We start from the raw sequence: 22,363 nt of genomic DNA, 5'->3' as shown, positions 1-22,363 counted from the left end.
ACGAACAGGGGTCTCGCGCAGATGCGTAATTGCTGGACAATGGGGCTGTGAGCACGGAGAGCATGGAGCAACCAGGCACCACGCCACCTGCGATGGAATCCACCGCACGTGACGCCGTCCAGGACGTCGTCGACGAGGTCGCCGAGGAGGTCGCCGGGCTCGAGGCGGGCACGGCCCAGCCCGAGCCGCGGGGGGTGCCGTCCGCGCCGCCAGCGGTCACCCCGGACGTCGCGGAGACCGACCTCCCGGAGCTGCCGGACGACCGGTACATCAACCGCGAACTGTCCTGGTTGGACTTCAACGCCCGGGTCCTCGCGCTCGCCGAGGACGAGTCGCAGCCGCTGCTCGAGCGTGCCAAGTTCTTCGCGATCTTCGCGTCCAACCTCGACGAGTTCTACATGGTCCGGGTCGCCGGGCTGAAACGCCGCGAGGAGACCGGCCTGTCCGTGCGCAGCGCCGACGGGCTGACCCCGCGCGAGCAGCTGGCCTACATCTTCAAGCGCAACCAGGAGCTCGTCGAGCAGCAGTCCGCCGCGTGGGAACGGCGGCTGCGCCCGATCCTCGCCGAGCGGGGCATCCGTATCGCGAAGTGGGCGGAGCTGACCGACGAGCAGCGCGAGCGGCTGACCCGTTACTTCCGCGAGCAGATCTTCCCCGTGCTCACCCCGCTCGCGGTCGACCCGGCGCATCCGTTCCCGTACATCTCTGGGCTGTCGCTGAACCTCGCGGTGACCGTGCGGGACCCGACGGGCGGCGGCGAGCGCTTCGCGCGCGTCAAGGTGCCGAACAACGTCTCCCGGCTCGTGCCGATCGACCAGAGCCGCGACGACCCGGACGCGATGTTCCTGCCGATGGAGGAGCTCATCGCGGCACACCTCGGCGACCTGTTCGCCGGCATGCAGGTGACCGAGGTGCACGCGTTCCGGGTCACCCGCAACGCCGACCTCGAGGTCGAGGAGGACCGCGACGAGGACCTGTTGCAGGCACTGGAACGCGAGCTCGCGCAGCGCCGGTTCGGCCCGCCGGTGCGGCTCGAGGTCGCCGACGACATGAGCGAGCACATGCTCGAGCTGCTGCTGCGCGAGCTCGAGGTGGACCCGCACGACGTCGTCGTCGTGCATGGCCTGCTCGACCTTTCCTGCCTGTGGCAGCTCTACGGCGTCTCGCGCACCGACCTGAAGGACCCGCCGTTCGTGCCCGCGACGCATCCGGCGTTCGGCGAGCGGGAGACGCCGAAGAGCGTGTTCGCGACGCTGCGCGAGGGCGACGTGCTGGTGCACCACCCGTACGACTCGTTCTCCACGAGCGTGCAGCGGTTCATCGAGCAGGCGGCGAACGACCCGTACGTGCTCGCCATCAAGCAGACCCTCTACCGCACGTCCGGTGACTCGCCGATCGTCGACGCGCTGATCGACGCGGCGGAGGCGGGCATACAGGTCGTCGCGCTCGTGGAGATCAAGGCGCGCTTCGACGAGCAGGCGAACATCAAGTGGGCGCGCACGCTGGAGAAGGCGGGCGTGCACGTGATGTACGGCATGGTGGGACTGAAGACCCACTGCAAGACCGCGCTCGTGGTGCGCCAGGAAGGCTCGGTCATCCGGCGCTACTGCCACATCGGCACCGGCAACTACAACCCGAAGACCGCGCGGCTGTACGAGGACGTCGGACTGCTCACCGCCGAGCCGTCGATCGGCGCGGACCTCACCGACCTGTTCAACGTGCTGACCGGTTACGCGCGGCAGGACGAGTACCGCAGCCTCATGGTGGCGCCGTACGGGATCCGCCGTGGCATCGTCGAGCTGATCGAGCGCGAGGTCGAGCACCTGCGCGCGGGCCGGCCCGCCGGCGTGCGCATCAAAATCAACTCACTCGTGGACGAGCAGGTCATCGACGCGCTGTACCGCGCCTCCCAGGCGGGCGTCGAGGTCGACATCGTCGTGCGCGGCATCTGCGCGCTCAAACCGGGAATCGCCGGGCTGTCGGAGAACATCCGGGTGCGCTCGATCCTCGGGCGCTTCCTCGAGCACTCGCGGGTGTTCCACTTCGTCGGCTCGAACGAGCACTGGATCGGCAGCGCGGACCTCATGCACCGAAACCTCGACCGCCGCGTGGAGGTGCAGGTGCGCATCACGGACGAGAAGCTCACCGCGCAGCTGGACGAGATGTTCGCGTCCGCCCTGGATCCCGCGACCCGCTGCTGGGTGCTCGAACAGTCGGGCGAGTGGTCGGCGTCCCCGGCGGACGGTTCGTCGGTCCGCGACCATCAGGCGCAGTTGCTCGCCAAGCACCTCGCGCAGGCCTAGCGGATGGCTGGAGAGATCACGGCCGCCGGCGCTGTCGTGTGGCGGCGCGGCGCCCGCGAGGCCCCGCAGATCGCTCTTGTGCACCGGCCGCGCTACGACGACTGGAGCCTGCCCAAGGGAAAGCTGGAACGCGGCGAGAGCACCCGGGAGGCCGCGGCGCGGGAAGTGGCCGAGGAGACCGGGTTCCGCGTCGCGCTCGGGCACCATGTCGGGCGCACGAGGTACCGCGTCACCCGCCCGGAGCCGGCGACGAAGGTCGTCGAGTATTACGCCGCGCGGCCACTGGACGGTTCATTCGAGCCCGGGGACGAGGTCGACGAGCTGCGCTGGCTCGCCCCGGACGCGGCCAAGGAGTTGCTGAGCTACGACCACGACCGGCGCATCGTGGACGCGTTCACCGCGCTGCCGCACGACACCACGACGCTGCTTCTGGTGCGGCACGCGAAGGCCGGCAGCCGCGCGTCGTGGGACGGCCCGGACGACGAGCGCCCGCTGTCGGTCAACGGCAGGCACCAGCTGCCGCCGATCCACACGCTGTGCGGGCTGTACGGCGCCTCACGGGTGCATGCCGCCCCGTTGGTCCGGTGCGTGGAGACCGTGCGCGCGGTGGCCGAGTCGCTGGGCGTTGCGGTGACCGAGGAGCAGCTGCTGTCCGAGGCGGGCTACACCGGCAACGAGGACGCGGCGCTGGCCCGCCTGCTCGATATCGCCGGTGCGGGCGGCACGCCGGTGGTGTGCAGCCAGGGCGGCGTCATCCCGGACCTGGTGTCGCGTGTGGCCGGTGCGGCCGGGCTGCCGGTCGGCGAGTTGGCGGCGAAGAAGGCCAGCGTCTGGGCCCTGTTCTTCACCTGCGACGACCACGCGGACGGTGGCCCCCGGCTCGTGGCGGCCGACTACATCCCCCGACCCTGAGGAATTCTCAGGAATCCCCGCGGCCGGCGATACACCACTCTTTGGCAGTGCGCCAAAAAGCATGCCCGGACTCCGGGCCGCGGCGGGAAAGCCGCCACGGGACGCGGAACCGGCCGGACAAGCCGAAGGCCACCCGCCGGGTGGCGGGTGGCCTTCGGACCGTTCCGGTACCTACTTCTTGCGAGTCGTGCGCGACGTCGTGGCCTTCTTCGCCGCCGGACGCGCCTTGGCCGTGGCCTTGGCGGTCGTCGTGCGCTTCGCCGGGGTGGCCTTCTTCGCCGTCGACTTCGCGGGGGTCTTCGCCGCCGTGGACCGGGTCGCCTTGGCCGGAGTGGCCTTCTTGGCGGTGGTCTTGGCAGCCGTCGACCGGGTGCTGCTCTTCGCCGTGGTGGCGCGGGCGGTACGGGCGGCCGGCTTCGCCGCCGTGGCCCGCGTGCGCGTCGTCGTCGAGGTGCGGCTCGCCGCCGGGCGGGCCGCGGCCGTGCGGGTCGAGGACGCGGTGCGGCTCGAGGCCGAACGCGTCGCGGCAACCTTGGGCAGCTTCTTCGCGCCGCTCACGACGTCCTTGAACGTCGTGCCGGCACGGAAAGCGGGCACGTTCGTCTTCTTCACCCGCACCGTCTCGCCGGTGCGCGGGTTGCGGGCGGTGCGGGCAGCACGCGCGCGCTTCTCGAACACACCGAAGCCGGTGATGTTGACCTTCTCGCCCTTGTTGACCGTGCGCACGATCACGTCGACGAGACCATCGACCGCAGCGCCTGCGGCCTTCTTGTCGCCGAGGCGATCCGAGAGCGCCTCGATGAGTTGGGCCTTGTTCACCCTTCAGTCCTCCGTTGACCACACTTGCGTTCTCGGCCAAACCGGCCGACTTCTGGCCACCGTATGCCTATTGCGCGACAATTTCCACGCGACGCGCCCAAATTCCCCGCTCGGGGGACCGGATTCTGTTTGCGTGGCTGCTATTCGGCGGCCAGTCAGGAAGGGAGTGTAGAGGTCGTGGTCGGCTTCCAACTCGGGCGACCCCCTTCATACGCCCCGATGGCGTCCTCGTGGCGCAGGGTCAGGGCGATGTCGTCGAGTCCTTCGAGCAGCCGCCAGCGCGTGTAGTCGTCGATCTGGAACGGCGCGGTGAAGTCCTTGGCGTGCACGGTCTTGGCCGCCAGGTCCACGGTGACCTCCGTGCCCGGCTCGGCCTCGAGCAGCTTCCACAGCAGCTCCACGTCCGGCTGCGCGCACTCGGCCGCGAGCAGGCCCTGCTTGCCGGCGTTGCCCCGGAAGATGTCCGCGAAGCGCGCGGAGATGACCACCCGGAACCCGTAGTCGGACAGGGCCCACACGGCGTGCTCACGGGACGATCCGGTGCCGAAGTCGGGCCCTGCCACCAGGACGCTGCCCGCCCTGAAGGGCTCCAGGTTCAGCACGAAGTGTTCGTCGGCCCGCCACGCCGCGAACAGTCCGTCCTCGAATCCGGTACGACTCACCCGCTTGAGGTACACGGCCGGGATGATCTGGTCGGTGTCCACGTTGGACCTGCGTAGGGGCACTCCGACGCCGGTGTGCGTGGTGAACGGATGCATGTCGGCTACCTCTTTTCAGCTCAGGTCGTCGGGCGAGGAGAGGGTGCCGCGGACCGCCGTCGCGGCCGCGACCAGCGGCGAGACCAGGTGCGTCCGCCCGCCCTTGCCCTGCCGGCCCTCGAAGTTGCGGTTCGATGTGGACGCGCTGCGCTCCCCCGGGCGCAACTGGTCAGGATTCATTCCAAGGCACATGGAGCAACCCGCGGACCGCCATTCGGCGCCCGCGTCCGTGAAGACGGCGTCCAGCCCCTCGGACTCCGCGACCGCCCGCACCTTCATCGAACCCGGCACCACGAGCATCCGCACGCCCTCGGCGACCTTGCGGCCCCGCAACACCTCCGCGGCGGCCCGCAGGTCCTCGATCCGGCCGTTGGTGCACGAGCCCAGGAACACGGTGTCGACGTGGATGTCCCGCAGCGGCGTGCCGGGGACGAGGTCCATGTAGGTGAGCGCCTTCTGCGCCGAGTGGCGCTCGTTCTCGTCGGCGATCCGCTCGGGGTCGGGAACCGCTTCGGACAGCGGCAAACCCTGTCCCGGGTTCGTGCCCCAGGTGACGTACGGGGTGAGCGCGCTCGCGTCGATGTGCACCTCGGCGTCGAAGGTGGCGCCCTCGTCGGTGCGCAGCTCGCGCCACGCGGTGACGGCCTCGTCCCACTCCGCGCCCGCAGGCGCGTGCGGGCGGCCCTTCAGGTAGGCGAACGTCGTCTCGTCCGGCGCGATCATGCCGGCGCGGGCCCCCGCCTCGATGGACATGTTGCAGATCGTCATCCGCGCCTCCATCGACAGCTGCTCGATGACGCGGCCGCGGTACTCCAGGACGTGGCCCTGGCCGCCGTTGGTGCCGATCTTCGCGATGACCGCGAGGATGATGTCCTTCGCCGTGACACCGGGCCGCAGCTCGCCGTCCACATTGATCGCCATCGTCTTGAACGGGCGCAGCGGGAGCGTCTGGGTGGCGAGCACGTGCTCGACCTCGGACGTGCCGATGCCGAACGCGAGCGCGCCGAACGCGCCGTGGGTGGAGGTGTGGCTGTCGCCGCACACCACGGTCGTGCCGGGCTGGGTCAGGCCCAGCTGCGGTCCGATGATGTGCACGATGCCCTGTTCGGCGTCGCCCATCGGGTGCAGCCGGATGCCGAACTCGGCGCAGTTCTTGCGCAGCGTGTCCACCTGCGTCTTGGACACCGGGTCCGCGATCGGCAGCTCGATGCCGGTCGTCGGCACGTTGTGGTCCTCGGTGGCGATCGTGAGGTCCGGCCGGCGCACACGGCGGTTGGCGAGCCGCAGGCCGTCGAACGCCTGCGGGCTGGTCACCTCATGGACGAGATGGAGGTCGATGTACAGCAGGTCGGGTTCGGCGCCGTCGCCGCGCCGGACGACGTGCTGGTCCCATACCTTCTCGGCAAGAGTCTTCGCCATGTGGATTCACTTCCAATGTGTGTTCCCACGATCCGGGAGACTGGACTTCCCATATACCGGGAACATAATATCGAGACGTGGGACAGCATAGCGGCATCGGTGTTCTCGACAAGGCAATGGCCGTGCTGGAGGCCGTGGCCAAGGAGCCGTGCGGGCTCGCCGAGCTCTGCACGCGTACCGGGCTGCCCCGCGCCACGGCACACCGCCTGGCCGTAGGGCTCGAGGTGCACCGCTTGCTGCGCAGGGGATCCGACGGCCGCTGGCGGCCCGGCGCGGCACTCGCGGAGCTGGCCGGCGGCGCGGTGGACCCGTTGCTGGACGCGGCGAGCTCGGTGCTGCCCCGGCTGCGCGACCGTACGGGCGAGAGCGTGCAACTGTACCGGCGGGACGGCTCGCAGCGCGTGTGCATCTCCACGGCCGAGCCGCCGAGCGGCCTGCGCGACACCGTCCCGGTGGGCGCGCGGCTGCCGATGTCGGCCGGTTCGGGGGCCAAGGTCCTGGCGGCGTGGGCCGATCCGGCCACGCAGCGCACATTGCTGTCCGACGCCGTGTACGGCGAGCGGGCCCTGCTGGAGGTCCGCCGGCGCGGGTGGGCCCAGAGCGTGGGCGAGCGGGAGCCCGGAGTAGCCAGCGTTTCCGCCCCGGTACGCGACGGGTCGGGAGCGGTCGTCGCGGCGGTGTCGGTGTCCGGCCCGATCGACCGGATGGGCCGGCGGCCCGGTGCCCGCTGGGCGGCGGACCTGCTCGCGGCCGCGGACGCCCTACAGGCCCGCCTCTAGCCTCCGTTCGGGCTCCACTGAGGACGCCGCGCGCCGCCGGTACGCGGCCGGCGTGATGCCCGCGTGCCGGGTGAACGCCGCGGCGAAGGCCGCCTCCGAGCCGTACCCGACGCGTGGCGCGATGCTCGCGGCGGTCGCCCGCTCCACGGTCAGCAGCGTCATCGCGTGGCGCATCCGGCACTGGTAGAGGTACTTCATCGGCGTCTGCCCCACGGTGGCGGCGAAGCGGGCCGCGAACGCGGCCCTGGACAGGCCCGCCGTCCGCGCGAGCGACTCGAGCGTCCACGGCGCGGCGAGGTCGGCGTGCAGCGCGGCGAGCGCGCGGGCGATGTACGGGTCGCGCAAGCCCTGCAGCCAGCCTGGTTCATCGGCCGTCTCGACGTGGTGGCGCAGCGCGCGGGTGATGAGCGCGTCGGAGAGCCGCGCCATCACCACCTCGCTGCCGGGCCCGCCCTCCGTCGCCTCGGTGGCCAGCGCGTCGGTGAGGCTCGTGAGCCACGGCGGCGCGCCGGTCACGTGGATGCACCGGGGAAAGCCCGCGACCGCCGGGTGGTCCTCGTGGCCGAGCAGGAACGCGCCACACACGATGTTCGTCGCCGCGCCGGCGCCACCCGCCGTCAGCCGCGCACCCCGTGCGCGGTGGACGAGGTCGAGGGAGGACACCAGCGGCGCGTGCCGGCCGTCGGTCGAGCCGAGCGTGTGCGAGTCCGCGCGCGGCAGCACGACGAGGTCGCCCGCACGCAACCGCCGCGGCGCCACGCCGTCCAGCGTCAGGTCGCACTCGCCCTCGACGACCACGTGCACGCCGCGCAGACCACCGTCGAAGCGGACCCGCCAAGGGGCACGCAACCGCAGCAGCCGGTAGCTCGCGCTCTGCAGCCGCAGCTCCCGCAGCACCGCGCTCAGCACGTCCATGCCGCACCCGTGGAAGACGAACGATGAGGAAACCTGGACTTCGCAGCGTAGATAGTCCACGGCGGGCACGTCTAGCGTCGTCGCCATGACCACACTTCGAAGCACCACAACGAGAAGCGGCGTGGCCGGCATCGTCCAGGTGACCGTGCCGGTGTCCGACCTGGCCCGCAGCGCGGCCTGGTACCGCGACCTGCTCGGGCTGACCTACGTCCGCGAGTTCAGCGACGCCGAGCGCGTCACGGGCTGCGCGCTCGTCGACTGGACGGCTCGCTACATGATCGCGCTGCGCCTGAGATCGACGATCGCCGGTGCGCCGGACCTGCGTGGCGAGCACCCGATCATCCTGGAGGCCACGGACGAGGCCGCGGCCGAGCGGTTGCGCGCCCGTGCCGGGGAACTGGGTGTCGCCGTGACCGGTGGCGTGCACGCCGACGGCACGTGGCTCGAGTTCCTCGACCCGGACGGGATCGCGCTGCGCGTGGTGCACACCGCAGCCGGCCCCAGCGGGTTCCTCGGCGTCGGCGCGGACGGCTTCTACGACGCGCCCCGCCTGGCGCTGTCCGGAGTGGAGGCGCGCGCCCGGTAGCGCAGCAGCACGGCGATCGCGAGCGCCGCGGCCACCGGGACCGCGACGAGCGCGGGCAGCAGGAGCTCCGAGGTCGCCTGCATCGTGTAGCCGATGGCCGCCGGGAAGGCGACGTTGCCGACCATGGAGGCGGTGATCACGGCGGCGTTGCCGCGCCGCGGGTTCGGCAGCGTCGCCGCGTTCCACGCCAGCGCGGTCGGGAACACGGGGCCGGCCAGCATGCCGGCGAGCAGGTACCCGAACGGTGCCACGCCGGGCAACGCGACCAGCGCCAGCGCCGCGAACGCCGCGGACAGCACACCGGCGATGATCGCCGGTGCGGACCGGACGGCGGCGAGCAACGGGGTCAGCAGCCGGGTCACCGCCATTCCCAGCCAGAACAACGACGTCAGCGCGGACGCGGCGCCGGGGTCGTACCCGTGTGCCTCCAGATGCACGGTCTCCCAGCTGCTGAGGCCGGTCTCGAGCCCGGCGTAGCAGAACATCAGCCCGCAGAACAGAAGCAGCACCGACCCGGGCCGCCCGGCGTGCTCGGTGGTGTCCCGGCGGCCGGCCACCGCGCCGAGCTCGCGGGACGGCAGCGCCAGGAGCACCGCGACCGCGAGCCCCGCGAACAGCACGGGATAGCCGATGCCGCGCGTGCCGCCGACGAGCGCCGGCCCGGCCACGGCGCCGAGCGAGAACGCGCCGTTGACGAGGTTCGCGAGCGTCACCCCGCGGCGGCCGGCCTGGCCCGCCATCGCCGTGTTGACGACGAGGACGAGCGCGCCGAACCCCACGCCGGCGACGACCGCCGCGACGAGCGGGAGCGGCCACGGCCCGCGCACCGCGAGCCCCGCACAGCCGGCGACGAGCAACGCGCCCGGCACCACGACGAGATACCGGCGCGCCCACCGCTCGGGCAGCACGCCGCCCGTCGCGATGCTCGCCATCGAGCCGGCGAAGAACCCGCTCACGAGCAGTCCCGCGGTCGCGGCGGTGAGCCCGTTGTCGTCGCGCACCACCGGGATCAGCGGGCCGAGCGTCGCCTGGAACAGCCCGAGGAGCCCGAACAGCACGACGCAGCGGACGACCTGCCGCCGGTCAACCGTCACCGTCTCCCCCGCTTCCTCGTTTCTCGTTAACCATGCCCGGTCCGCGGGCGGCAAGATGAGAGGCATGCGAAGGAACGCCCTGCTCGTCTTCCTTGCCGCCGCCCTGCTGCTCGCGTTCGTCCCCGGTGCGGCCGCCGCCCGGCCGCCCGGGACGACCGACGCCACCTACTTCAACAACGCCGCCACACCGGGTGCGGATCCACACGTCCTGTTCGACCGGGCGAGCGGGTACTACTACGCGTACTCCACCGAGGGTGCCGACCCCGGGTGGAACTTCGCCATCTACCGCTCCCCCGATCTCGCCACGTGGGAACACGTGCCGGGCGGCGCGCTGCGTGCCGGCCAGGACGGCGACTGGGCGCACGACTGGTTCTGGGCGCCCGAGGTCTACCACAACCCGGCGACGGGCCTGTACTTCATGTTCTACGCCGGCCGCATGAACAAGCACGTGGCCGAGCACTTCCGCTACCCGGACTTCGAGGAGGCGAGCAAGGTCGGCGTGGCCGTGTCGCGCTCGCCGGCGGGCCCCTTCCACGACATCGCCGAGGCACCACTGGACTACTACCCGTACGACCCGGCGTACCACGACGTGAACCTGATCATGGACGCCACGCAGAAGAAGCCGCCGGCGACCCGCGAGGAGGGCGAGACCGCGCCACTGGGCACGTACCTCCCCTACATCGACCCGGACGTCTTCTTCGACGCGGACGGGCGGATCTACCTGTACTACTCGCGCAACGCGTACCGGAACTGGGTGTGGGACGACGACCTCGGCAAGTACATCGAGGAGTCCAACATCTACGCCGTCGAGCTGACCGGTGACTGGTGGCGCGACCCGACGGGGCGGACGATGCCGTCGATCGCGCCCGCGTACCGCAACGCGAACCTCGCGCCGGACGACCCGCCGGGCACGCGCAAGGACGGCTTCGTGCCGATCGTGAACTACGGCTCGGACAAGCAGGACTGGGAGAACGCGCACGTCGACGACTACGCGAAGACCGGCGGGCAGAAGAAGGACCGGCGGTGGGCGGAGGGCTCGACGACGATCCGGACCGTCGACCGGCACGGCAGGCCGCTGTACTACCTGACGTACTCGGCGAACAACTTCGAGAACGAGTTCTACGGCGTCGGCTACGCCACCGCGCGCTCGCCCCTCGGCCCGTGGCGCAAGAGCCCCGCCAACCCGATCCTGTCGCAGGACCCGGCGAAGGGGCTGTACTCCACCGGCCACGGCAGCATCGTCGACTCCCCGGACGGGCGCGCGCACTACTACGTGCACCACGGCCGGCCCGCCACGACGTCGCCGCGCGCGCTGTACACGTCGGCCATGGCGATCGGGCCCGGCGGCATGTCGATCGAGTCGTCCACATCGGACGAGCCACTCCCGTCCGGTGTCGGCCCGCTCGCGATCGGCGCCGGCGACCGCGTCCTGCACGCTCCGGCCACCACCACGGTCCACGTGCGCTCCGCGCCGGGAGCGGAGTTCGACCTGGCGAACCCGCTGAACCGGCTGCGCGCCACGCTCCGCCCGGCGGACGCGGGCACCGTCGCCGTGCGGGGCGGCGAGGTGAGCGTGACCGCCGTCCGGCCGGCCGTGCTGACGGTCGTGTACCAGCGCGAGCTCGCCGCGGGCGGCTACCGCGACGTGGCGAACCTGCGGCACGGCAAGCGGATCCCGGTCCGCCTCACGATCCCGGTGGTGCCTCGCTGAGACCGGCGTACCTCGCTCCCACGACCACGACACGCGGCATCGCCGCGGTGACCGCTCCCCCGCGCACGATGCACTACGCGCCAAGGGGAGGAAAGGTTCAGTTCCGTCGGTGACGTCACACGAATGCGAACCGGCTGAACCCTTCCGCGGCGCCAGGCGTAACCACCGCACACATGGTTGTGAGAGCAAGGAGCAAAGATGTCCACTAAGGACAGCAACCCCACGACACGCCTGCGCGCGACCCGCGCCGTGCTGTTCGGTGCGGCGCTCGGCGCGGCGGCGCTGCTCGCCGCCTGCGATTCCGGCGGTGCCACCGACGCGTCCTCGGCCGCGGTGGCGGTCCATACCAGGGAGCAGCCGAACCTGGGCACGGTTCTCGTCGACGCCGACGGCAAGACCCTGTACTTCGCCGATCAGGAGTCCGACGGCACGATCCACTGCGTCGACGAGTGCCTCAGCTTCTGGCACCCGGCGACCAGCTCCGACAGGAGTGGTTCGGTGCCCGACATCGACGTGCTCCACCGCGCCGACAACGGCAAGGAGCAGCTGACCTACCAGGGCAAGCCGCTCTACACGTTCCAGCAGGACCACGGCACCGGTGACGCCAAGGGCGACCGGTTCGAGGACGAGTTCGGCGGCACCCACTTCGTCTGGCACGCGGCGGTCGTCGACGGGAGCGCCACCCCGACGCCGTCGTCCGGGGACTCCGGCGGCGGCGTCGTCGGCGGCTACTGATCTCGACGCCAACGAGACGCCAACGATTCGGGTAATTGCGGCAAAAAGAAACGCGGTGGCGCCGACTGCAAAGTCAACGCCACCGCGTAAATGTAGCCCCGACGGGATTTGAACCCGCGCTACCGCCTTGAGAGGGCGGCGTCCTAGGCCGCTAGACGACGGGGCCGCGCCGATCAACTCGGTCGAGCAGAGAGGACGCTATCAAAGGTGATTTCGTTCTCTCTGCTGGGGTACCAGGACTCGAACCTAGACTAACTGAACCAGAATCAGTCGTGCTGCCAATTACACCATACCCCACCAGCACCGCAGGTCACGGAGCCGCGGCTCACCGCCCGTAGTGCCGGGAAGAGATGTTAGACCACAGGCCGCCGGCACCGGAAATCGGGGCGGGGCCGGCTGACAGGTCGGGCGTGCGGTACTCGGTGACGAGCAGTTCGGGCAGGTCGGCGAGGGACTCGATCACGTGGACGCCCGCGCCGGCCCGCACGTCGTGACAACCCGTGAGCGACCGGTCCAGCCACACTCCGTGCAGGCCCGCGTCGCGTGCGCCGAGGGCGTCCGCCTCCAGCAGGTCACCAACGTGCATGGTCTCCTCGACGGGCACGCCGAGCCGGGCGCAGGCGGTGTGGAATATCACCGGGTCGGGCTTCGCCGCGCCGAGCTCGCCCGCGATGACGACCGTGTCGAAGAAGCGGCCGATGCCCAGCCGGTCCAGCTTCGCGCGCTGGTGCGAACCCGACGCGTTGGTCACCGCCGCGAGCTTGACGCCGGCCGCACGCAGCCAGTCCAGGCACGGCAGCGTGTCGTCGTAGAGCCGCCAGGACGCCCGCAGCCGCGTGCTGCGCCGCCGCTCCAGGTCCGCGACCAGCTCGTCGTCCAGCAGCGCGCCCAGGTCCGCGAAGAAGGCCTTGGTGCGCTCCTGGTGCATCTGCTCGTAGGACAACCGGCCGGCGACCACGAGGGCCACGTGCTCGTCCGTCGTGCGCTGCCAGCACGCCCACATGTCGTCGCGCCCGATGAGGTCACAGAGGGCCTGGCGGGAGGTGCTGGTGAAGTCGATGAGCGTGTCGTCGATGTCGAGGCAGACGGCGCGAATCGGGATGGGCAGGTGCTCGTGTTCCAGACGGTCGCCGGCCGCGGCCGGCGGGCGTGCGGGCCCCGCGGCCTCGGTCTGAAATGGCACCAGCCCAAAGGTCATCAGGCGAGGCTAGGCCCTGTTCGGCAGAACTTGAATGGGCTAACCAGGGGATTGTTGCTCTACTGACACGATTAAGTATGTAACCGGCCCGACGAGGTCGAATACGGTCTATCGGTTGTTGTCAGCCTCGTGTTACCGGGTTGTCAGGATTTCGCATGACGCAACCGGCCGAGTGACCGGTCGCGGCCCAGCAACTCCATCGACTCGTACAGCGGCGGCGAGACCGTCCGGCCCGTGACAGCTACCCGGACGGGTGCGAACGCCTTGCGGGGCTTGAGACCGAGCCCGTCGACCAACGCGGCCTTGAGCGCCTCCTCAATGGCCGGTGTCGTCCACTCCGGGACCGCCTCGAGCGCCGCGATGCTCGCGTCGAGCACCGGATCGGCGGCCTCACCGAGCGTTTTGGCCGCCGAGTCCGGCTCGGGCGCGAAATCCTCGTCGGCGACGAAAAGGAATCGGACCATCTCGACGGCGTCGGAAAGCACCGTCACCCGTTCGCGCACCAGCGGGGAAATGGCGCTCAGCGCCCTCATCTGCTCGTCGGAGGGGTTCTCCGGCAGAACTTTGGCCGATATGAGGTATGGAATCACCCGCTCGACGAAATCCGCGTCGGAAAGGCGCCTGATGTGGTCGGCGTTGATCGCCTCGGCCTTCTTGAGATCGAATCGCGCCGGGTTCGAGCTCACCCGCGAGATGTCGAACGCCTCGATCATCTCCGCCATCGTGAAGACGTCCCGGTCCTCGGCGATGGCCCAGCCGAGCAGCGCGAGGTAGTTGAGCAACCCCTCCGGCAGGAACCCGCGGTCCCGGTAGTTGAAGAGGTTCATCTCCGGGTCACGCTTGGACAGTTTCTTGTTGCCCTCGCCCCGCACCAGCGGCATGTGGGCGAACCGCGGCGTGAAGGAGGCGACACCGATCCGCTCCAGCGCGCCGTACAGCGCCACCTGCCGCGGCGTGGAGGGCAGCAGGTCCTCCCCGCGCAGCACGTGCGTGATGCGCATGAGCGCGTCGTCGACCGGGTTGGTCAGCGTGTAGAGCGGCTTGCCGTTGGCCCGCACGAGCACCGGGTCGGGCACGCTGCCGGCCTTGAACGTGATCTCCCCGCGGATGAGATCGGTGAACGTGAGGTCCTCGGCCGGCATGCGCAGCCGCAGCACGGGCTCGCGGCCCTGGGCGCGCAGCTCGGCCTTGCGCTCGTCGGTGAGATCGCGGTCGGCATTGTCGTAGCCGAGCTTCGGGTCCTGGCCGGCCGCCCGGCGGCGCTCCTCGACCTCCTCGTTCGTGGAGAACGACTCGTACAGCTCACCCGCCTCGAGCAACCGCCGCGCCACGTCGGCGTAGATCTCGCCGCGCTCACTCTGCCGGTACGGCCCGTCCGGGCCGCCGACCTCGGGTCCCTCGTCCCAGTCGATGCCCAGCCAGCGCAGCGCGTCGAGCAGTGCGTGGTAGCTCTCCTCGGTGTCCCGCGCGGCGTCGGTGTCCTCGATCCGGAACACCAGCTTGCCGCCGTGGTGGCGGGCGAACGCCCAGTTGAACAGCACGGTGCGGGCGAGCCCGACGTGCGGGGTACCGGTGGGGGACGGGCAGAAGCGGGCCCGGACGTCGGCGGGCAGTGATGCGGTACTCATGGCCCGATCAGCGTATCCGCCTTGACGGTTGGCTCTTCCCGGTGCATGCTGAATTTATTCAACACAAGATGAAATACCTGGAGGGATCATGAACACCGAGCGGACGACCTGCCTCGTCGCCGGTGGCGGGCCGGCGGGGATCGTGCTCGGACTGCTGCTCGCCCGGGCCGGGATCGAGGTGACCGTGCTGGAGAAGCACGGCGACTTCCTGCGGGACTTCCGCGGTGACACCGTGCACCCGTCGACCCTGGACCTGCTGGACGAGCTGGGGTTGGGCGAGCAGTTCGCGAAGCTGCCGCAGCGGCGGCTGGAGCAGGCGCAGGTGCCGTACGCGAACGGCACGCTGAAGTTCGCCGACTTCACCGAGCTGAACGGCAGGCACAAGCACCCGTACGTGGCGCTCGTGCCGCAGTGGGACCTGCTCGACCTGCTCGCCGGCGCGGCGAAGAACGAGCCGTCGTTCACGCTGCGGATGAACACGGCGGCGACCGGCCTGGTCGTCGAGGACGGCCGGATCACCGGCGTCGAGTACCGCACCAGCGAGGGCACGACCGGGCGGATCATGGCCGAGCTGACCGTGGCGTGCGACGGCCGGACGTCGGTGCTGCGCAAGGCGGCGGCGATGGCCGTGCGGGACTTCCCCACGCCGCTGGACGTGTGGTGGTTCCGCCTGCCGCGGGAGGACACCGACCCGTCGGGTGCGGTCGGTGTGGTGAGCGCGGCGCGGGCGGCGGTGCTGCTGGACCGCGGAACGTACTGGCAGGCCGCGACGCTGATCAAGAAGGGCTCGGACCCCGAGCAGCGCAGGGGTTCCGTGCGCGACATGGTGGCGAGCATCGCGGCGGTCGCGCCCTGGCTCGGCGACCGGGTGGACGCGCTGCGGTCGTGGGACGAGGTGAAGCTGCTGGACGTGCGGCTCGATCGCCTGGAGCGCTGGTACCGCGACGGCCTGCTGTGCATCGGCGACGCGGCGCACGCGATGTCACCGGTGGGTGGCGTGGGCATCAACCTGGCGGTCCAGGACGCGGTCGCCACGGCCACGCTGCTGGCCGAGCCGCTGCGGCGGGGCACGCTCACCAGGGGAGACCTGGCGAAGGTGCAGCGCCGCCGCATGCTGCCGACCGTGGTGGTGCAAGGCATGCAGCGGTTCCTGCACGCGCGGGTCCTGGCCCCGGCCCTGGCGGGCGACATCGACATGGTCAACCGCGAGAAGCCCCCGGTGCCGATGCGCCTGGTCGAGCGCTTCCCGAAGCTGCGCGCGATCCCGGCGTTGGCGATCGGGTACGGCGTGCGCCCCGAGCACGCCCCGGCCTTCGCCCGCCGCTAGCGGATGCCCGACCCGGGCAGGATTCCACCGTGGGCTCGAAGTACCCGGTCCTGGCCGCGCCGGCCGGCACCGGCACGCCCGCCGAGCGTGACGGTGCCCGGTCGGCGCCCCGCCTGCCGCGACGCGTCGCCCGGTACTCGAGCGCGCCGCGGGCCGGTCCTGGCCGTCGACGTTCGCCGGACGTGCGTCGTAGGTCTGGTTCGTCGCGACGATGGTGTCCGGCGCGGCGGTGAGGTAGCGCGGCTCGTTCGCGCCCGGGTACACGAACACCCGCCGCTCGGGCCAGCCGTCGACCGTCGGGCCGCCGACCGGGATCGTCGCCGCGCCGAGTGAGGCCGTGGCCAGGCGCGGCTCGTTCGTCTCCACCCGCGCCGGCACCTCGGAAGAGTCACCGCGGTGCGACGAGCGGCGAAGACCCGCGGTTACTCAGCCCGGGGTGCCGTCCCAGCGCCAGGAAGTGCGCCGCTCCCGTCCGGGCAGCGAGGCGCGGCCGGTGCACCACAGCATGGTCTGCCACCGGTCGAAGCCGGCCGGGGCGTCCGGGAACAGGCGGGTCAGCACCCGGTCGCAGACGTCCTGCGGTGGGGTCCACGACAGGCCCAGCCCCGCCGCGATGTCGTGCGTGTGCACGACCGTCTCGACCGTGCCCATCGCCGCGAAGCCAGCCGGGTCGGAGCGGCCGAACACGTGGTACGCGCGCACCCACGGCGGCCGGACGCGGACCGTCGCCGACAGCAGCCCGGCGCACGCCGCCACGACCCGCAGCAGCCCGGGCACCCCCGCGGCACGGTCCGCGGCGACCGAGTTGAGCGGCCCGTCCGGCCGGCGGCGCGCGGCCGCGAACGGCACGTGGTCGTCCGCCGGCGGCTCGGGCGGGCTGAGCTGGGTGGCGTAGAAGAACAGGTCGTCGGCGAGATGCTCGGCCGTCTCCCAGCAGGTCCAGGTCAGCGGGCCGGCCGGGACGTCCCAGTCGGCGCCGGCCGCGACGGCCAACCGGGACAGCGACAGCCGGACGGCGAGATCGAGGTCGTCGGCCGTCAGCATTCGATCACGTTCACCGCCAGGCCGCCGCGGGCCGTCTCCTTGTACTTGATCTTCATGTCCCTGCCGGTCTCGCGCATGGTCTTGATGACCTTGTCCAGCGACACCACCTGGTTCCCGTCGCCGTGCAGCGCCATCCGGGCGGCGTTGATCGCCTTCACCGACGCCATCGCGTTGCGCTCGATGCACGGGATCTGCACCAGCCCGCCGACCGGGTCGCAGGTCAGGCCGAGGTTGTGCTCCATGCCGATCTCGGCGGCGTTCTCCACCTGCTCCGGAGTGCCGCCCAGCACCTCGCACAGCGCGCCGGCGGCCATCGAGCACGCCGAGCCGACCTCGCCCTGGCAGCCGACCTCGGCACCCGAGATCGACGCCGTCTCCTTGTAGATCACGCCGATCGCGCCCGCGGTCAGCAGGAAGCGGATCACGCCGGCCGGCGAGGCGCCCGGCACGAACCGCGCGTAGTAGTGCAGCACCGCGGGGATGATCCCGGCCGCGCCGTTGGTGGGCGCGGTGACCACGCGGCCGCCCGACGCGTTCTGCTCGTTCACCGCGAGCGCGAACAGGTTCACCCAGTCCATGACGCGCAACGGATCCGTCGAGAACGGGTCGGTCGACAGCCGCTGGTACATCTCACGTGCCCGGCGCCGCACCTTGAGCCCGCCGGGCAGCACGCCGTCGTGCGTGCAGCCCGCGTGCACGCACTCCTGCATGACCTGCCAGATCCCGCTCAGCCCGGCCCGGACCTCGTCCTCGCTGCGCCACGCGGTCTCGTTGGCGAGCATCACCTCGCTGACCGGCAGCCCGGTGTGCCGGCAGTGCGCGAGCAGCTCCGCGCCGGTCCGGAACGGGTAGGCGACCTCGGTGTCGTCGACCTTGATGCGGTCCGCCCCCTGGGCCTGCTCGTCGACGACGAACCCGCCGCCGACCGAGTAGTACGTCCGCTCCCGGTCGACGCCCTCGCCGGTGGCGTGGAACCGCATGCCGTTGGGGTGGAACGGCAGGCTCTTGCGCCGGTGCAGCACGAGGTCCTCGTCCGGGTCGAAGCCGATCTCGTGCTTGCCCAGCAACGCGAGCCGCTTCGTGGCGCGGATCCGGTCGACCCGGTCGGCGACCGCGTCCGTGTCTACGGTCTCCGGCTCCTCCCCGGCCAGCCCGAGCAGCACCGCGCGGTGGCTGCCGTGCCCGTGCCCGGTGGCGCCGAGCGAGCCGTACAGCTCCGCGCGCACCGAGGTGACCGACTCCAGCAACCCGTCCGCCGCCAGCCCGGCCACGAATGTCCGCGCGGCCCGCATCGGACCGACGGTGTGCGAAGAGGACGGTCCGATGCCGACGCTGAACAGCTCGAACACGCTGATGGGCACTGGTCCGCCTCCCCGGGAATTGAGTGTTGGTTGCGTTCTCGACGCATTGTGCGGTCGGTCGCTTGCTTGTGGCCGGGTGCCGTCACGATCCGCTGAGTCGCCGTTTGTCACTCCCTGGCGGCGTCCACCAGCCAGTCCGCCAGGTACGGCGCGAACGACCCCCGTACCAGCACATGGTAGGTGGGCCGGTCGTCGACCTGCCGCAGGATGACCTGTGCGCGGGCCAGGAGCGTCTGCGCGCACTGCCCCGGCCCGAACGCCCGCGGATGCAGGTCGATCGACATGCCCTTCTCCAGCACGTCGCGGGCGTGCGGGCCGGACAGCTCGATCGTCGTCCGGTTGGCCGACACGTCGACAACCGACTCCACGGACTCTCCCGTGAGTTCCGCCACGCCGTCGCCGTCCGGAGCGACGACCAGGTACTCGTCCGGGCCCAGCCAGAGGATCGCCCGCTCCCCCGCGGTCGTAACCCGGTTCGGCGCGGGCACCGGGAGCCCGAGCAGCTCGGCGCCGGTGGTGCGCACGTCGATCATCGTCAGGAACGGGATCTCCCGCACGTCGTCCCGGCCGGCAAGCGGGCTGCGTCGAAGATCCGGGCGCGGGTCAGCCGTCACGGCGCGCTCCCTCCGGGTCGTAGAGCACCGGCTCCACCACGGTGGCCGCGATCGTCCGGTCCCCCAGCGGCGCGTGCAGCACCTGGCCGAGCCGGTCGCGGCCGCTTTTCACCAGCGCCAGCGCGAACGTCCGGCCGAGCGCGGCACTGCGGTAGCTGGACGTGACGTGCCCGAGCATCGGCACCGGTGGCTCGAGCGGCGTCCCCGCGGCGACCAGCTGCGCGCCCTCGGGCAGCAGCTCGGTGGGATCGACCGGCAGCAGGCCGACGAGCTGCTTGCGGTCCGGGCGGGCGGTGTCCGGCCGGCGCAGCGACCGGCTGCCGACGAACTGCTTGCGCTTGGACACGATCCACTCCATGCCGAGGTCGATCGGCGTGACCGTGCCGTCGGTGTCCTGCCCGACGATCGGATAGCCCTTCTCCGCACGCAGCACATGCATGGTCTCGGTGCCGTACGGCGTGATGTCGAACTCGGCCCCCGCCGCGTACACCGCCTCCCACACGGCGAGCCCGTACCAGGTGGCCACGTTGATCTCGAACGCCAGCTCGCCGGAGAAGCTGATGCGCGCGATCCGGGCCGGCACGCCGTTCGCCAGCGTGGTGTCGGCGAACGTCATGAACGACAGGTCCACGGCGGACGGGGCGAGCTTCGCCACGACCTGGCGCGACCTCGGCCCCACCACGGCGATCGTCGCCCACTGCTCGGTGACCGACGTCAGCCGGAGCCGCAGCGCCGGCCACTCGGTCTGCAGCCACTCCTCGAACCAGTCGAGCACCGCGGCCGCGTTGCCGGTGGTGGTCGTGGCGAGGAAGCGCTCCTCGGCCAGGCGCAGCACCACGCCGTCGTCGAACACCATGCCGTCCGCCTTGCACAGCAGGCCGTACCGGGCGGCGCCGACCGCGAGCTTGCGGAACGCGTTGGTGTACATGCGATTCAGGAACTCCGCCGCGTCCGGGCCGACGATCTCGATCTTGCCGAGCGTCGACGCGTCCTGCATGCCGACGCCGGTGCGCGCCGCGGCGCACTCGCGCAGGACCGCCGCGGTCATGTCCTCGCCGCGCCGCGGGTAGAACCACGGCCGCTTCCACTGGCCGACGTTCTCGAACTCCGCGCCGCGGGCGACGTGCCAGTCGTGGATGGACGTCACGCGTGCCGGGTCGTGCAGCGCACCCCGGTCGCGGCCGGCCAGCATCGCGAACGGCACCGGCGTGTACGGCGGGCGGTAGGTGGTCGGCCCGGGCGGGCCCGCGCCGAGCGCCTCGGCGATGACGCCGAGGGTGTTCACGCCGGCGGTCTTGCCCTGGTCGTGTGCGGTGCCGATCGTCGTGTAGCGCTTGACGTGCTCGGCCGAGCGCATGCCGGCCCCGGTCGCACGCAGTATGTCGGCGACCGTGGCGTCGCGCTGGAGGTCGACGAAGTGCTCGTGCCAGCGGCCGTCGGGCGACTGGATGGTCCACAGTGGCTGGTTCGGGTCGAGGTCTCCGTTCGCCGAGCCGACCGAGACGTTCGCCTGGAAGGAGCGGTCCGGGACGAACGCGGCGAGCGACTCGTCGTAGCGCAGCGTGCCGCGGGCCTGGCTGTGCAGGTGCACCACGGGGTTCCAGCCGCCGGACACCGCGACGAGGTCACAGTGGACCGTCTCGACCGGACCGCCGGTGGGCGCGCCGAGGTGGGCGGCGCGCACCTCGGGGTCGCCCTCGGTGCCGACCACGACCGTGCCGAACCGCACCTCACCACCGGCCGCGCGCACGGCCGCCGCCCGGGCCGACCCGGCCCGCGCGTCGGCCACCAGCACGTCCACACCAGACGCGAGCAGGTCGAGCGCCGTGTCGTAGGCGCTGTCGTTGGTCGTGCACACGACCGCCCGCGTGCCGAGGCGGACCGCGTACCGGTTCAGGTACGTCCGCACCGCGCCGGCCAGCAGCACGCCGGGCCGGTCGTTGCCCGCGAACACCAGCGGGCGCTCGTGCGCGCCGGTCGCGAGCACCACCCGGCGGGCGCGCACGTGCCACAGCCGCCCGCCGCGCGGGCGCCGCTCGGCGATCGTCAGGTAGTTGTGGTCGTAGTAGCCGAACACCGTGGCCCGGGTCAGCACGCGTGTCTCCGCGAACCCGGCGAGTTCGGCCGCCGCCTCGTCGACCGACGCCCACCGCTTCGGAACGGACAGCGCGGAGCCGCCGACCTCGGACCCCTCGTCGGCCAGGATCACCCGCGCGCCCGACCGGCCGGCGTCGAGCGCGGCGGCGAGCCCGGCCGGTCCCGCGCCGGCCACCAGCACGTCGCAGTGCACGTGCTGGTGGTCGTAGCGCTGCTCGTTCGGCTCGACGAGCCGGCCCCGGCCGGAGAGCGTCGAGGCGACGAGCCCGTCGGTCAGCTCGACGGTGGTGGCCGGCCGCATCGGCTCGGGGCCGACCTGCAACAGCGCGTTGGGCTCGGCCACGCCCGCGTCGACGATCCCGCGCGGCCGGTTCCGGTAGGCGCTGCGGCCGACCTCGCGGACTCCGTTCGCCAGCAACGCCGACGCGACCGTGTCCCCGCGGTAGCCGGTGTAGCGCACCCCGTCCACGGTGAACGTCAGCGGCGCGGACCGGTCGACGCGGCCACCCTCGGCGAGCCTCATGAGCGGTCCTCGAGGAACCGGTGGGTCGCCGTGTCGCGCACCGCGTCGAACCACCGCCGGCAGCCGTTCGTGTGCACCCAGCGCTCCGCGAACGGGCCCTTCGGGTTGTCGCGGACGAACACGTACTCGGCCCACTCCGCGTCGGTCAGCGCCTCCGGGTCGGCCGGATAGGCCACGCCGGCCTGGCCGCCGTAGGAGAACTCCACCTCGTCCCGGTCGCCGCACCAGGGACAGCTAATCAGCAGCATGCGAACCCCTCGTGGGAAGTCAGTGCGCGACAGCGGCGGCGCCGTGCTCGTCGATCAGCGCGCCGGTCGTGAACCGTTCCAAACCGAACGGTCTGTTAAGCGCGTGCGGCTCGCCGGTGGCGATCGTGTGCGCGTACACCCAGCCCGACGCGGGCGTGGCCTTGAACCCGCCGGTCCCCCAGCCGCAGTTGACGAACAGCCCGTCGAGCGGCGTCGGTCCGATGATCGGCGACGCGTCCGGCGAGACGTCGACGATCCCGCCCCACGTGCGCAGCACGTGCGCGTGCCCGAA

20 protein-coding genes and 2 tRNA genes are annotated in these 22,363 nt (G+C 71.6%); 7 read left to right on the top strand and 15 right to left on the bottom strand.

All coding sequences use genetic code 11. The features are described 5' to 3' along the window. The first annotated feature begins 92 nt into the window (after positions 1-92). On the top strand, positions 93-2,303 hold the full coding sequence (locus VH969_RS18635; RefSeq protein ID WP_414638560.1) for an RNA degradosome polyphosphate kinase: 2,211 nt from the start codon (positions 93-95) through the stop codon (positions 2,301-2,303). A gap of 3 nt (positions 2,304-2,306) precedes the next feature. Continuing rightward, on the top strand, positions 2,307-3,215 hold the full coding sequence (locus VH969_RS18630) for an NUDIX hydrolase (protein WP_331975862.1): 909 nt from the start codon (positions 2,307-2,309) through the stop codon (positions 3,213-3,215). A gap of 171 nt (positions 3,216-3,386) precedes the next feature. On the opposite strand, the gene VH969_RS18625 is transcribed toward VH969_RS18630, so the two are convergent. From VH969_RS18625 to leuC, 3 genes are all read right to left on the bottom strand, one after another. Beyond that, on the bottom strand, positions 3,387-4,034 hold the full coding sequence (locus tag VH969_RS18625) for an HU family DNA-binding protein (RefSeq protein ID WP_331975860.1): 648 nt from the start codon (positions 4,032-4,034) through the stop codon (positions 3,387-3,389). Positions 4,035-4,189: 155 nt separating this feature from the next. Next, on the bottom strand, positions 4,190-4,792 hold the full coding sequence (gene leuD, locus VH969_RS18620; RefSeq protein ID WP_331975858.1) for a 3-isopropylmalate dehydratase small subunit: 603 nt from the start codon (positions 4,790-4,792) through the stop codon (positions 4,190-4,192). A gap of 15 nt (positions 4,793-4,807) precedes the next feature. Beyond that, positions 4,808-6,211 (bottom strand): 3-isopropylmalate dehydratase large subunit, encoded by a 1,404-nt coding sequence (leuC, locus tag VH969_RS18615; protein WP_331975856.1) that lies wholly within the window; start codon positions 6,209-6,211, stop codon positions 4,808-4,810. A 77-nt stretch (positions 6,212-6,288) separates the two neighbouring features. On the opposite strand from leuC, the gene VH969_RS18610 reads away from it, so the two are divergent. Further along, a complete protein-coding gene (locus tag VH969_RS18610; protein WP_331975854.1) occupies positions 6,289-6,990 on the top strand; it encodes an IclR family transcriptional regulator in 702 nt (233 codons plus the stop codon). Here the strand turns inward: VH969_RS18610 and VH969_RS18605 are convergent. After that, a complete protein-coding gene (locus VH969_RS18605; protein ID WP_331975852.1) occupies positions 6,973-7,992 on the bottom strand; it encodes an AraC family transcriptional regulator in 1,020 nt (339 codons plus the stop codon). The genes VH969_RS18610 and VH969_RS18605 overlap by 18 nt on opposite strands. Between VH969_RS18605 and VH969_RS18600 the strand changes: the two genes are divergently transcribed. Continuing rightward, entirely contained in the window at positions 7,991-8,491 is a 501-nt protein-coding gene (locus VH969_RS18600) for a VOC family protein (RefSeq protein ID WP_331975850.1), read from the top strand. The genes VH969_RS18605 and VH969_RS18600 overlap by 2 nt on opposite strands. On the opposite strand, the gene VH969_RS18595 is transcribed toward VH969_RS18600, so the two are convergent. Continuing rightward, on the bottom strand, positions 8,440-9,585 hold the full coding sequence (locus VH969_RS18595; protein WP_331975848.1) for an MFS transporter: 1,146 nt from the start codon (positions 9,583-9,585) through the stop codon (positions 8,440-8,442). The two genes, VH969_RS18600 and VH969_RS18595, sit on opposite strands and share 52 nt — an antisense overlap. A gap of 64 nt (positions 9,586-9,649) precedes the next feature. Between VH969_RS18595 and VH969_RS18590 the strand changes: the two genes are divergently transcribed. Next, positions 9,650-11,296: a family 43 glycosylhydrolase gene (locus VH969_RS18590; RefSeq protein ID WP_331975846.1), complete on the top strand. Its 1,647-nt coding sequence runs from the start codon at positions 9,650-9,652 to the stop codon at positions 11,294-11,296. A 198-nt stretch (positions 11,297-11,494) separates the two neighbouring features. After that, positions 11,495-12,031, top strand: coding sequence for a COG4315 family predicted lipoprotein (locus VH969_RS18585; RefSeq protein WP_331975844.1), 537 nt, complete (start codon positions 11,495-11,497; stop codon positions 12,029-12,031). A gap of 93 nt (positions 12,032-12,124) precedes the next feature. On the opposite strand, the gene VH969_RS18580 is transcribed toward VH969_RS18585, so the two are convergent. The 4 genes from VH969_RS18580 to gltX all read right to left on the bottom strand — a co-directional run bounded on the left by VH969_RS18580 (position 12,125) and on the right by gltX (position 14,857). Then, positions 12,125-12,197: transfer RNA gene (locus VH969_RS18580), tRNA-Glu, on the bottom strand. A gap of 59 nt (positions 12,198-12,256) precedes the next feature. Next, positions 12,257-12,328, bottom strand: a tRNA-Gln gene (locus VH969_RS18575). A gap of 28 nt (positions 12,329-12,356) precedes the next feature. Continuing rightward, positions 12,357-13,214: an HAD family hydrolase gene (locus VH969_RS18570; protein ID WP_331975842.1), complete on the bottom strand. Its 858-nt coding sequence runs from the start codon at positions 13,212-13,214 to the stop codon at positions 12,357-12,359. A gap of 158 nt (positions 13,215-13,372) precedes the next feature. Further along, complete coding sequence (gene gltX / locus VH969_RS18565) at positions 13,373-14,857, bottom strand: glutamate--tRNA ligase (RefSeq protein ID WP_331975840.1); 1,485 nt, start codon at positions 14,855-14,857, stop codon at positions 13,373-13,375. Positions 14,858-14,945: 88 nt separating this feature from the next. Here gltX and VH969_RS18560 point away from each other — a divergent pair, with 88 nt between their 5' ends. Then, on the top strand, positions 14,946-16,184 hold the full coding sequence (locus VH969_RS18560) for an FAD-dependent oxidoreductase (protein WP_331975838.1): 1,239 nt from the start codon (positions 14,946-14,948) through the stop codon (positions 16,182-16,184). A gap of 426 nt (positions 16,185-16,610) precedes the next feature. Here VH969_RS18560 and VH969_RS18555 read toward each other — a convergent pair whose 3' ends face one another. The 6 genes from VH969_RS18555 to VH969_RS18530 form a co-directional block, all read right to left on the bottom strand. Continuing rightward, the gene (locus tag VH969_RS18555; protein ID WP_331975836.1) at positions 16,611-17,228 is read right to left on the bottom strand and encodes a DinB family protein; all 618 of its coding nucleotides are present in this window, start codon (positions 17,226-17,228) and stop codon (positions 16,611-16,613) included. Then, the gene (locus tag VH969_RS18550) at positions 17,222-18,589 is read right to left on the bottom strand and encodes an L-serine ammonia-lyase (RefSeq protein ID WP_331975834.1); all 1,368 of its coding nucleotides are present in this window, start codon (positions 18,587-18,589) and stop codon (positions 17,222-17,224) included. The genes VH969_RS18555 and VH969_RS18550 overlap by 7 nt, the downstream gene beginning before the upstream one ends. Positions 18,590-18,696: 107 nt before the next feature. Then, positions 18,697-19,203 (bottom strand): sarcosine oxidase subunit gamma, encoded by a 507-nt coding sequence (locus tag VH969_RS18545; RefSeq protein ID WP_331975832.1) that lies wholly within the window; start codon positions 19,201-19,203, stop codon positions 18,697-18,699. After that, on the bottom strand, positions 19,193-21,823 hold the full coding sequence (locus tag VH969_RS18540) for a 2Fe-2S iron-sulfur cluster-binding protein (RefSeq protein WP_331975830.1): 2,631 nt from the start codon (positions 21,821-21,823) through the stop codon (positions 19,193-19,195). Before VH969_RS18540 ends, VH969_RS18545 begins: the two co-directional genes overlap by 11 nt. Continuing rightward, positions 21,820-22,071 (bottom strand): sarcosine oxidase subunit delta, encoded by a 252-nt coding sequence (locus VH969_RS18535; RefSeq protein WP_331975828.1) that lies wholly within the window; start codon positions 22,069-22,071, stop codon positions 21,820-21,822. The genes VH969_RS18540 and VH969_RS18535 overlap by 4 nt, the downstream gene beginning before the upstream one ends. A 19-nt stretch (positions 22,072-22,090) precedes the next feature. Then, the coding region (locus VH969_RS18530; protein WP_331975826.1) for an FAD-dependent oxidoreductase at positions 22,091-22,363 on the bottom strand (273 nt) is incomplete at its 5' end.

The organism is Actinophytocola sp. (assembly GCF_036555685.1).
Classification (GTDB): Bacteria; Actinomycetota; Actinomycetes; order Mycobacteriales; family Pseudonocardiaceae; genus Actinophytocola.
Note: the sequence above shows the minus strand (reverse complement) of the source record. Positions and strands in the feature narration are given on the sequence as shown.